We start from the raw sequence: 12,239 nt of genomic DNA, 5'->3' as shown, positions 1-12,239 counted from the left end.
TAACTACCTCCGTAAGTTGTACAACCTTCCTTATTTATCATATGAAAATTTTAAGAATAAGTAAATACGTTATTAAATTATTTTTTTATTATTATTTAAAAATAAATATAAAAAGCAGTGATAATTTCACTGCCTTTTATAATATTTCAACAATTTCATCTTCCACCATTGCATCTGTATTGCCTTCAATATAATTCAATACATTTTGTACTACAGTATTAACATGCCTAGTATCATTACTAACATACGCTATTCCTAAAACTATAGATTGATGTATATCCTGATCTTCAATCTCTGCTATGGACACATTAAACTTATTTCTTACCTTTGTTGTTATGCTCTGTACTATCATTCTTTTTTCTTTTAAAGAATGTACCCAACTAGCTCTTAAATAAACTTTTGCTGTACCTATAATCATATTTTTCTCTCCTAAGATTATTACTGTAAATTAATTAATATTTATTATCTAAATCCACTAAATTAATTAATTGTTGTTTATTTTTTATTCTTACCAAATTCTCCATAAATATATCCATAGTTCTTTCTATATAATAAGGAGAACTTCCCGATTGATGAGGAGTGATTATCACATTATCCATAGTCCAAAGAGGACTTTCTTTATCTAAAGGTTCTTTTTGAAATACATCTAAGGAAGCTCCCTTTATTATTCCTTGTTGAAGAGCTTTAATTAGCCCATCTTCTTGAACAATTTTACCCCTACCTATATTAATAAAATAAGAATCTTTTCTCATATAATTAAAAGTTTCAAATGTAAATAATCCTTTTGTCTTGTCTGTTAGTGGTAAAGCTATTACTACTACATGAGCCTTGCTAAGAACCTCTTTTAAATGGTCCATAGAATACATTTCATCTACATATTCTATAGGTAAAGGATTATTTCTTATACCTAAAACTTTCATATGAAAAGCCTTACCCTTTTGGGCAATTTCCTTTCCTATTTTCCCAACACCAATTATAGCCATAATTTTCCCACTAAGTTCTTCTATAGGTTGCTGTCTCCAACATTTATTTAATTGCTGCTTATATAAAACATTTAAATTTTTTTCTAAAAATAAAAGAGTAGCAAATACATGTTCTGATATAGGTATTGCATGTATTCCACTAGAATTAGTAACCTTTATATTTTTTTCTTTTAACTCTTTAAAAGGTAATCTATCCACTCCAGCAGCTAATATATGAATCCATTTTAATTTTTTAGTCATTCTAATTCTTTCTTCTGTAAAATCATCAGTATCTCCCCAGCCTATTAATATATCAGCATCTTCTAATTCTTTATCACCTTTTGGGAAATTATCCTCAGATAAACTTATAACTAAATTCTCACCATTATTTTCAATGTTTTTAATAAACTTTTCATCTAACTTGTGATATGCCAGTATCTTCATCTTTATATCTCCCTAACTAAACTGCTAATTTCTCCATATTAATTTATCGTATAAATCAATATACATATTAGCAGATTTCTTCCAACTATTATCTTCTCTCATAGATTTATTAATTAAATTATTCCATATATCCTTCTTATAGTAAAAATCAATACTTCTCTTTATAGTATACAACATGTCCTGAGCATTATAATTTGCAAATGAAAATCCATTTCCTTCTCCAGTATACTCATTATACGGATGTACTGTATCTTTAAGTCCTCCAGTTTCCCTTACTATAGGGATACTTCCATATCTCATAGCAATTAATTGTCCTATTCCACAAGGTTCAAATTGAGAAGGCATTAAAAAAATATCTGAAGCTGCATATACTTTTTGAGCTAATTCATTACTGAAAAAAATATTAGCAGATACCTTATTTGGGTAAGTGCCAGCGTAATATTTAAACATTTCTTCAAATCTAGACTCTCCTGTTCCTAAAATAACTAACTGAATATCTAAATTTATTAATTCTTCCATAACATTATCTATTAAATCAATACCTTTCTGTCCAACTAGCCTAGATACTATGCCTATCATAGGTATATCTACTTTTTCACATAGTCCTAATCTTTTTTGTAATTGATCTTTATTTTTCAGTTTGTCACTACTACTATTTTCATCATAATTAAAATATATTTCTTTATCATATCTAGGATTAAATAAATCATAATCTATACCATTAGTTATACCATATAGCTTATAACTTATCTCATTTAAAAGTCCATGAAGTCCTTCCCCATAGTAAGATGTTTTTATTTCTTCTGCATAGGTACTGCTTACTGTAGTCACTACATCAGAAAATATTATTCCACCTTTCATAAAAGAAATTCCATCATAATATTTCAACTTGTCTTCTGAAAAATAATTTTCCCCTAAATTTAAAAGTTGTCCCAAAACTTCTTTTCCAAATATACCTTGGTATTTTAAATTGTGTATTGTAAATATAGTTTTTATATTCTTATATATATCATCAAAAATGTAATTTTCCTTAAGCAATACAGGAATTATAGCTGTATGCCAATCATTACAATGAATTATATCTGGTTTGAAATCTCCCATATGCTTAATAGCTTCTAATACCCCATTAGAAAAATATACAAACCTTTCTCCATCATCATAATAACCATATGCTCCTTCATTTCTCTTAAAATAATATTCATTATCTATAAAATAAAAAGGAACTCCATCTTCTTCTAGATATAATAAACCTGCATATTGATTTCTCCAACCCACTGGTACAGTAAATTCACTTACCTTTTGCATTCTTTCTTTATATTTACTAGGTATACTAACATAGTTTGGCATTATAACCCTTATGTCTATTCCAAGTTTTCTTAAAGCTTTAGGAAGAGCATAAGCTACGTCCGCAAGGCCTCCTGTTTTCATAAATGGATACACCTCTGAAACCACAAAAAGCACTTTCATAATTAATCCCCCTTAGCGTATTGTTCTTTTCTCTACAACTACTGGAAACTCATTATCCCCCTTTAATTCTTTTCCACTTTCAATAATATTATTTTTATCAATAATTACATTCTTTAAAATAACATTGTCATCTATATGTGTTCCCTGCATTATAATGCAATTTTCTAATACAGATCCTTTTCCAATACTCACCATTCTCCCAATTATGCTATTTTTTATTGATCCATTTATTATACAACCATTAGCTATTAAAGAATTATGAACCTCTGCATTATCACCATATTTTGTTGGAGCATCGTCTTTTACTTTAGTATAGATCAAACCATTACTATAAAATAAGTCCTTTCTTATTTCCTCATTGAGCATATCCATATTAGCTTTAAAATAAGAATTTACAGAGTTTATGCACTGCATATATCCTTTAATCTCATAGGTATTTACGTTTATTTCCTTAATATTATTTTTTATATAATCCTTAATATTTTTAGCACACCCTGTTTGCAAACAAGTATGTATTATGTCTATAATAAATTTCTTTTCCATAATAAACATTCCTGTTAAAATTTTCAAGTTATCTTCTTTTCCTATATTTTTACCAATACTTATCACATCTTTATTTTTATCTAAATTAATTACATCACACCCAATAAAATTACTCTTACCATTATCCACATTCTTATATATCAGTGTAACATCTTTTCCAGACTCCTCATGACACTTAGCAGCCTCTTTAAAGTCTATATTACAAATCATGTTAGATGAAGCTATTATAACATATTTTTGATTACTTCTTGAAAAATATTCCATATTGTTTCTTAAAGAATCCACATCTCCTTCATAAGAAGCAATGTTACCAAAATTAAATATAAATAATCCATTTATTTTTCTATCCAATTCCCAAGGCTTTCCTGAACCTAAATGATCTAAAAGTGATCTGGATTTAGTCTTTGTAAAAATCCCCACATTTTCTATACCTGCATTGACCATATTAGAAAGTATAAAATCAATAATTCTGTATCTCCCACCTATAGGTATAGACGCTAAAGGTCTACATAAAGTAAGAGGTCTTATATTATCTTCATTTTCGTCTAAATGCAAAATCCCCATATAGTTCTTTAACATAAAATTCACCCCTTTGTATTTATTTCCCCTCACTAATTACAGTTATATTATCATCATTTCCTAAAATGGTATTTCCTGTTATAGTTACTCCCTCTCCAACTACAGATTTTGCAATACACGCATTATCATTTATTATTGAATTAGACATAATTACAGAATCTTTTATTTTTGTATTCTTACCAACAAAGACTCCTGGAAAAATAACAGAATTTATAACCTGTCCATGTATAGTACATCCCGCTGTTATTAAGGAATTTTTTATTATAGCTTCATTTCCTATATACTGAGGAGGTCTTACAGGATTTACAGAGTATATTTTCCAATGCTCATCATATATGTCCAAGTCTTTGGAATCATTTATAAGATCCATACTTGCCTGCCAATAGCTATCTATAGTACCTACATCCTTCCAATAACCTTCAAAAGGATATGCATAAAGCTTTTTTCCCTTACTAATCATACTTGGTATTATATTTTTACCAAAATCATTATTAGATTCATTATTATTTTCATCTTGTTTTAACAATTCTTTGAGAATTTTCCAGTTAAATATATATATACCCATAGAAGCTAAATTACTTTTAGGATTTTTGGGCTTTTCTTCAAATTCGTATATTTCACTTTTTTCATTTGTATTCATTATTCCAAATCTACTTGCCTCGTCTAACGGAACCTCTATAACAGCAATAGTAGCATCTGCTTTTTTATTTTTATGATACTTAAGCATATCCGAATAGTCCATTTTATAAATGTGATCTCCTGATAATATAAGCACATATTCAGGATCAAATTTATCTATAAAATTTATATTTTGATAAATTGCATTTGCTGTACCCTTGTACCAATCTCCACCGCTTTTGGTTTGATATGGCGGTAATAGTGTTACTCCTCCATTTGCTCTATCTAAATCCCATGGAGTTCCTATTCCTATATGGGAACTTAAAATCAAAGGTTGATATTGAGTAAGTATTCCAACAGTATCTATACCTGAATTAGCACAGTTACTCAAAGTAAAGTCTATTATTCTATACTTTCCACCAAAAGGTACTGCTGGCTTAGCATTATATTTAGTAAGTATTCCAAGCCTTGTACCTTGTCCACCAGCTAGTATCATAGCTATTATTTCTTTTTTGTGCATTATAATTCCACCACCTGTCTAATTTTTGTTATTGCGATACTAATTATTATTATATATTTTACCAAATTTATCAAGTCATTTCCATTTTTTTAAATTTATAATTTTTAGCAACAGCATATGTAAAAAATATATGCAGGCTTACGATAATTTATGTAACTAATTATTTATTTTATATCTACATACTTATCATAATTTCTTTCATTATTTAACCAAATTGGATTTATCATATCTATTTAGGATATTTTTGGTGAAAGTTAAGAATCTCTTGATAAATTCTTAAGATATATTTAAGGTTTAGAAAAAAAAATATTAATAAATAAGTATTAAAATAGTTTTATGGTGAAATAATAGTTTTAGGAGGTTACTATGGAAAAAATAAAAAATAACTTTAATCATTTATTATCGTTAATATCAATTCCAATAATAAATATTAGTTATACATTATTAAATAATAATAGTCGAGGAACTTTTAATCTTACTACAGAATTAGATAGAACTACTCCATTTTTAAAGGAGTTTATAATACCTTATTTAGCATGGTATCCTTATATATTTGCTATTTTATTGTACTTATGCTTTACAGATTTAAGCAGTTATTACAAAACACTAGTTAGCATTAATATTGGGTTAGTCATATGCTATATTATTTACTTTTTCTTTCAAACCACAGTACCAAGACCTGATCTTTATGGCACAGATTTATTAACAAGATTAACAAGCTTGGTTTACAAATTTGATAACCCATTTAATTGCTTTCCTAGTATTCATGTATTGACTTGTTACTTGATGATTAAAGGCATACATTTTGAGCACAATTCCAATATATTAAGTAAAATCATTGTTTATTCTTTTTCAAGTGTAATAATATTATCCACTCTCTTTGTAAAACAGCATGTTGTGATGGATTTAATTTCTGCTGTAGTTTTAGGAGAATTAGTATTTCAATTTGTGGATAAAATTATTTGGAAATCATTATTTATACCAGGTACAGAATAAAGCATGGAAGTCTATAAAAGATTTCCATGCTTTATTTTTATTAATAATTATTATATTTTTTTACAAGCATCTTACTTTAAGCCTGTTGAACCGAAGCCACCTTCTCCTCTTTCACTATCTACTAATTCATCACTTTCAAATACTTCTACTTTATATACTGGTTTGATTATCATTTGAGCTATTCTCATATGTTTTTCTACTTTAAAAGAATTCTTTCCATGATTAATTAGTATTATACATATTTCTCCTCTGTAACCCTCATCGATAGTACCAGGCGTATTTAAAACTGTAATAGAATGTTTTAAAGCCAATCCACTTCTAGGTCTTACTTGAGCTTCTGTTTCTTTTGGTAATTGTATGCTTATGCCTGTATGTATTAACTCACTATTTCCAGGTTCTATAGCTTTATCTTCAATTGAATATAAATCCATACCTGCATCACCTTCATGAGCATAACTTGGTATAATTGCATCTTTATTAAGCTTTTTAACAAATAATTTGTACATAATCACTACTCCTTCTATAACATTCATTACAATATAAAAAAAAGTGCGTGGCACTTTTTTAGAGTACAGATTACAGAGCACAGAGTACAGATATGGAGGCCACTCTTAGCGTATAGTTTAGAAACCTCATGTGATAAACAATTTAAAATTTTTGGCAATGACAATGAAGAAAAATTCTACTTATCTGTCCTTTGCACCTTTTGCTCTGTACTCTAAAAAGTTAGAAAGCATTATATATAAATATTGGTTTAAACATAGTGTCATCAGAGGAAAGTATTATTTGTATTGTTTTTTCTATATCAAAGAAAAAGAAACCAACTAGTTCCTCATTATTATATAATCCAAATTTAGTATGTTCCTGATCTGGTGCTTGTTCTTTAAATGCATTTATTTTATTGCATAGTACCATTCCTTCATTATTTCCAACAAAGAAAATTACTCCCATAGGAAAATTAAATTCCATTTCATCTCCAGGCTTATATTCTATGATCTGTTCTGGATCTCCATATTTAAATTCGATTTTTTTACTCATGTAAGTATTCCACCTTTCCACATTTCTACATAAATATATAATAATCTATAAATATTATTCTACAAGGCAAACTGCTCTTCCTTCTTTTTAGCTATAAAATTTAATTTAAATATATAAATTGCCACTATTCTCATCATTTTAAATAGAGAATAAGTGGCACTAATGTTGTAGTTTAAATTGAATTTTCCAAAATACAAAAATAAAGATTTATAGACTTTTATCTTATAAATTTTTATTTTTATTATTATTCTTTTTCATTTCATCTACATGTATAATATCTGGATTAGCACTTTTTTTACTTCCTTTTTTAGCCTTCTTTTTATCTTCTCTATGCATATTGCCACAACTCCCTTCTACAAGTTATTGTTATACATATAATTTTTTTTATTCATGAAGTAAAAGTGAGAATATTATTAGTAAAAATGATACAAAAAAAAACCCCGCTCACACGGGGTAAAAATGAAGAGGTTATCTATACCTTTATTATTACCAATTTTCATATTATTATAATATCTATATAAAAAAATATTATATACAGTTTTTATGTTCTAAAATGCCTTTGTAGTAAATGATAAGAATTGATACTAAAACAAAAAAACCTTGTATTTTCAAGGTTTTTATCTAGTATAGATAATTAATGTTATTAAAATTTATTTATAAATTATTTAATCTTGCTTCTATATCTTAAATAATACATTTTCCATCTTATTTTCTTTTATCTCAGTCATAGATTTTTGTAGAAGTTCTTTCATTTTATTCATATCTGGTTTAAAATAGACTGCGTTATCTATTATTTCCGGAGAATTTATGTTGAAATATTTCGCTATTATATTTATTCTCTTAATAACTTCCTCTGTTTCAAAAGTATCTTTACCTTCTTCGTTAAAACTGGTCAACGCTAATAAAATAAGTAATTTTACCTTATTATCTTTACATTTATTATATGTTTCTAAATTTACAACAATAAGCACAATACTTCTTACTTGCATAAAGTCCAATTGATTGCTTTTAGGGAAACCATTGTCAATATAGTTTTTATATTTAGAAACCTTCTTCTTTTGGAGAAATTCTTCTTTTATGTCATATTCCATCATTAACTTACTCACCTCCACAGTTTCCATATATGTATATATTCTACATCTATAATAAAACTCCTTCTATATTATACATAAATCTGTAAAAAAATAAGCTAATTTTTTCCATACCTTTTTAAAAAAATAAATACTACCTACGCCAGTGTAGTATTGTAATATTTACATATAAGTTTGTCCAACTGTTGACTAACTTCTAAAACTTCCCCAACACTCAAATTATTTTCCTTTAAAACTAACTTATTCAATTTTTCTCTTAATTTTTCAATATATTCCATAAAACACTTCATCTCCACTGTTTTTTTCACACATATGTTATTATATATCACAGTAAAGCGGCAATCAATTAATATAATAATAGTCTGAATATTAAATTAAATTCATTTTTACCCAATTAGTTTTCTTTTTTTACATTTAATCCAAATTTGTTAACTCTTAAATAAATTTTTCACCATATAATGTAAAAAGAAGACTTTAAAAAGCTTATCTTTAAACTTTTTAAAATCTTCCAATCTTTTTGGCGGGAGTATGTGGGGATCGAACCCACCTATGACGGTATTAGCGCCACAACACAGTTTTGAAGACTGGTAAGCACACCAGTGCTTATCTACTCCCATATATTTTGATTATTATCACAATATTATATTAAAACTTTATTTAAGTCAATACTCTTTTATCTTCAACTCTTTTAGTTAATTTTACATAGTCGAAATGCTCAATAAGTGCTACTGCATATTTTCTACTAGTATGAAGTAAATCCCTAAATTCACCTAGTGTAATGCTTCCTTCTTCATCTATATATTTTATTATTATATCTTTCCCTTTATTATAGTTTTCTAATGAAAAAATTATATCCTCATTTATTCTTATAAGTTCACCATTTTGGATTAATGAATCGTAAACCATCCTAAATAACTTTTTATCTTTTTCTTCATTAACTAATTCTTCATATGTTGGAGGCGAAAATTTTCTTTTATTATATATACATATTATTTTTTCTTTTACTTCTTTTTGCTCTTTTGTATAATGTATAGAAAAACTTTTTAAAAATATATAATTTCCATCAATATTTATTATATTTTTTCGGACCAATATCTGTAAAAATTCATCATATATTTTTTGCCTTATTTCCTTCTTAAATGCTTTATTTTTTATTTCTTCTTTATGAATACCATGTCTTAAAGGATTATCTTTATGAAACTGTTCTAATATATTAACTATATCTTGAGTCTTTTCTTCTAAAAAATTCTTATGTATATATATAGGAACGCTATCTCCCTGTAATTCCATTATTTTTCCCTGTGTTTTTAAACTATTTATTTCTTTTTCTATTATATTTTCATTAAATCCTATAGATTTTTCTATTAAAAACTTATCAGGAAATTTTAAACTTATTTTTTCAATAGTATTTTCTAATATTTTCTCTATACTACCACTTTCTCTAACCTTTAATTCTTCAATATGTTTTTCATCAAATCTTTTAGCTTTCTTAGTTATAGGCTGAATTATAATTCCACCACCAATAGTATACATTGGTGAATAATTTCTTATAACAAATCTATCATCTTTTTTACAAACTATAGGATTTTCTAATCTTAATTGTACATAGGCATTCTCACCAGGTTTTATTTCTTCTTTATTAAGTATTACTACCCTACACATTAGTTCTGAAGTACCATGATGAATTCTTACCCTTTGCCTATTCTCCAAAGATTTTACATTACTATTTAAATAATGCAAATTGCAATCTATCATAAAAGAAGGCTCCATGTTATCTATAGATGATATAACATCTCCTCTTTTAATATCTTTTGCTTTTACATTAGATAGATTTAAAGCAGTTCTTTGTCCCGCTTCAGCAAATTTAACTTTTTCATCATGAATTTGTATTCCTCTAACTTTACACTGAATTTTAGAAGGGTAAGTCTCTACTATGTCTCCTTCTTTTACTCTCCCATTTACTATAGTACCAGTAACTATGGTACCAAAGCCACTAACAGAAAAGACCCTATCCACTGGAAGTCTGAAATCCCCTAAGATATCTTTACTTTCCACTTCTTCTGTAATGGAATCTATTAACTTTATAAGACTTTCTAATCCATCTTTAGTTTTAGATGAGACAGCGTGTATTTTAGCATCTTGTAGAAAAGTTCCTTTTACTTCTTCCTTTATTTGTTCTATAACCATTTTTAGCCACTGTTCATCTACTAAATCTATTTTAGTTATAACTATAATGCCTTTTTTTATATTAAGAAGCTTCAATATCTGCAAATGTTCTTTTGTTTGTGACATTACCCCTTCATCTGCAGCTATGACCATAAGCACCATATCTATACTGCTTGCTCCTGCTAACATATTTTTTATAAATTTCTCATGTCCAGGTACGTCTATTATTCCCCCTCTTCTACCTGAGGGCAAATCAAAATAAGTAAATCCTAAATCTATAGATATACCTCTTTCTTTCTCTTCCTTTAAATTATCTGTATCTCTTCCTGTTAAAGCCTTTATAAGAGCTGTCTTACCATGATCTATATGTCCTGCTGTTCCAATAATTATATGTTTCATAATTAATTATTCTCCATTTCACTTTAAACCTTATCTATAGATTTAAAACCTTCAACAATTATATCAAATTCTTCATCTTTTATGGTTCTTAAATCTATTATTACTTCATCTTTATTTATTCTTGTAATTATTGGAATAATATTTTCTCTTAACCTTTTTTCTATTTCCTCTGATTTATATATATCGCTTCTAATTTTTAAAACATAAGTTTCTATTTTTTCTTCAGGCATAGAGCCTCCACCTACCATAGAATAATCCTCATTTAAAGAAATACTAAAGTTACTTAGATTCTTTAATAATTTTCTTTTAAGTCTTCCCGCTCTTTTTTTGTGTATTTCCTTTGAAGTTAATAGCATATAAAGAGTTGGAATAAGCTCTACTACTTTTTCTTCATTTAAATACATCTTTAAAGTTCCCTCAAGAGCTGCCAAGGTCATTTTATCTATTCTAAGCGCTCTTGTTAATTGATTTTTTTTCATTTTTTCAATTAGTACCTTTTTCCCAACAATAATTCCTGCCTGAGGTCCTCCTAGCATTTTATCTCCGCTAAATGTTACTATGTCTACACCTTTTTTTATACTATTTTGTACTGTTGGCTCATAGTTAAATCCATACTTTGAAAAATCTATTAAAGTTCCACTGCCTATATCCTCTATTATTGGTATATTATTTTTGCAACCTAATTTAACTAATTCTTCTAACGAAACTCTTTCTGTAAAACCTATTATTTTAAAATTAGAGCTATGTACCCTTAGTAAAATTCCTGTATTTTCATTAATGTTATTTTCATAATCATATAAATGAGTTCTATTAGTAGTGCCAACTTCAATTAATTCTGCACCACTAAAACTCATTACATCGGGTATTCTAAAAGAACCACCTATTTCAACTAGCTCTCCTCTAGATACTATAGCCTGTTTATCCTTGCATAAAGTATTCAACGCTAATAGCACTGCTGCTGCATTGTTATTAACAACCATAGCAGCCTCGGCTCCTGTTAAAACTTTAATTAATTCTTCTACATGGTCATATCTTGAGCCTCTCATTCCTTTATCCAAGTTATACTCTAAATTACTATAACCTTCTGCAATTTTTACAACGTTTTTTATACTTTCTTTACATAACACCGATCTACCTAGATTTGTATGTATTACAATACCGGTAGCATTTATAACCTTTTTTAGATGCAAATCATTTTTTTTATTTAAGTTAGAAATAATACTTTTTAATATAGTTTCTTTTGAAATGTCATTTATTTTCCCATTAACTATATTATTTCTATACCAGTCTACAGTTTCTCTTATACAATCTAGAATTAAGCCCCTAGAATTTTTCTTTATTGCTTCTTCCATAATTTCTTCTTTTAATATTTCATCAACTTTTGGTAGACTTCTTAATAACTCATTTTTATTCATT

The 12,239-nt window shown here is 27.3% G+C and carries 12 protein-coding genes and 1 tRNA gene; 1 reads left to right on the top strand and 12 read right to left on the bottom strand.

Going from position 1 to position 12,239, the window contains the following annotated elements:
- Nucleotides 1-136: 136 nt before the first annotated feature.
- Genes T514_RS0112170 through T514_RS0112150 form a run of 5 tightly spaced genes read right to left on the bottom strand, consistent with a single transcriptional unit; the run spans nt 137 to nt 5,133 of the window.
- On the bottom strand, nt 137-418 hold the full coding sequence (locus tag T514_RS0112170; RefSeq protein ID WP_027625023.1) for a DUF503 domain-containing protein: 282 nt from the start codon (nt 416-418) through the stop codon (nt 137-139).
- Between the two features lie 34 nt (nt 419-452).
- The gene (locus T514_RS0112165) at nt 453-1,406 is read right to left on the bottom strand and encodes a D-2-hydroxyacid dehydrogenase (RefSeq protein ID WP_027625022.1); all 954 of its coding nucleotides are present in this window, start codon (nt 1,404-1,406) and stop codon (nt 453-455) included.
- A 24-nt stretch (nt 1,407-1,430) separates the two neighbouring features.
- Nucleotides 1,431-2,873: a glycogen synthase GlgA gene (gene glgA / locus T514_RS0112160; protein ID WP_027625021.1), complete on the bottom strand. Its 1,443-nt coding sequence runs from the start codon at nt 2,871-2,873 to the stop codon at nt 1,431-1,433.
- A 12-nt stretch (nt 2,874-2,885) separates the two neighbouring features.
- Nucleotides 2,886-3,995: a glucose-1-phosphate adenylyltransferase subunit GlgD gene (glgD, locus tag T514_RS0112155; RefSeq protein WP_027625020.1), complete on the bottom strand. Its 1,110-nt coding sequence runs from the start codon at nt 3,993-3,995 to the stop codon at nt 2,886-2,888.
- A gap of 19 nt (nt 3,996-4,014) precedes the next feature.
- Nucleotides 4,015-5,133 (bottom strand): glucose-1-phosphate adenylyltransferase, encoded by a 1,119-nt coding sequence (locus T514_RS0112150; RefSeq protein ID WP_027625019.1) that lies wholly within the window; start codon nt 5,131-5,133, stop codon nt 4,015-4,017.
- A 366-nt stretch (nt 5,134-5,499) separates the two neighbouring features.
- On the opposite strand from T514_RS0112150, the gene T514_RS24525 reads away from it, so the two are divergent.
- Complete coding sequence (locus tag T514_RS24525) at nt 5,500-6,129, top strand: phosphatase PAP2 family protein (RefSeq protein ID WP_051542025.1); 630 nt, start codon at nt 5,500-5,502, stop codon at nt 6,127-6,129.
- 71 nt (nt 6,130-6,200) lie between these two features.
- Here the strand turns inward: T514_RS24525 and dut are convergent, their stop codons facing one another.
- The 7 genes from dut to selA form a co-directional block, all read right to left on the bottom strand.
- Complete coding sequence (dut, locus tag T514_RS0112140; RefSeq protein WP_027625018.1) at nt 6,201-6,635, bottom strand: dUTP diphosphatase; 435 nt, start codon at nt 6,633-6,635, stop codon at nt 6,201-6,203.
- 220 nt (nt 6,636-6,855) lie between these two features.
- A complete protein-coding gene (locus tag T514_RS0112135) occupies nt 6,856-7,167 on the bottom strand; it encodes a hypothetical protein (RefSeq protein WP_027625017.1) in 312 nt (103 codons plus the stop codon).
- Nucleotides 7,168-7,844: 677 nt separating this feature from the next.
- Nucleotides 7,845-8,261: a hypothetical protein gene (locus T514_RS0112125; protein ID WP_027625016.1), complete on the bottom strand. Its 417-nt coding sequence runs from the start codon at nt 8,259-8,261 to the stop codon at nt 7,845-7,847.
- Nucleotides 8,262-8,395: 134 nt separating this feature from the next.
- Entirely contained in the window at nt 8,396-8,536 is a 141-nt protein-coding gene (locus tag T514_RS26155) for an aspartyl-phosphate phosphatase Spo0E family protein (RefSeq protein ID WP_156939900.1), read from the bottom strand.
- Nucleotides 8,537-8,776: 240 nt separating this feature from the next.
- A tRNA-Sec gene (locus T514_RS26650) sits at nt 8,777-8,873 on the bottom strand.
- A 42-nt stretch (nt 8,874-8,915) separates the two neighbouring features.
- On the bottom strand, nt 8,916-10,823 hold the full coding sequence (gene selB, locus T514_RS0112115) for a selenocysteine-specific translation elongation factor (RefSeq protein ID WP_027625015.1): 1,908 nt from the start codon (nt 10,821-10,823) through the stop codon (nt 8,916-8,918).
- Between the two features lie 23 nt (nt 10,824-10,846).
- Nucleotides 10,847-12,238 (bottom strand): L-seryl-tRNA(Sec) selenium transferase, encoded by a 1,392-nt coding sequence (gene selA / locus T514_RS0112110; protein WP_027625014.1) that lies wholly within the window; start codon nt 12,236-12,238, stop codon nt 10,847-10,849.
- Between the last annotated feature and the right edge of the window lies 1 nt (nt 12,239).

The sequence above is a fragment of the Clostridium lundense DSM 17049 genome, from assembly GCF_000619945.1.
Lineage (GTDB): Bacteria > Bacillota > Clostridia > Clostridiales > Clostridiaceae > Clostridium_AO > Clostridium_AO lundense.
This window is presented reverse-complemented; position numbering and strand designations above follow the sequence as displayed.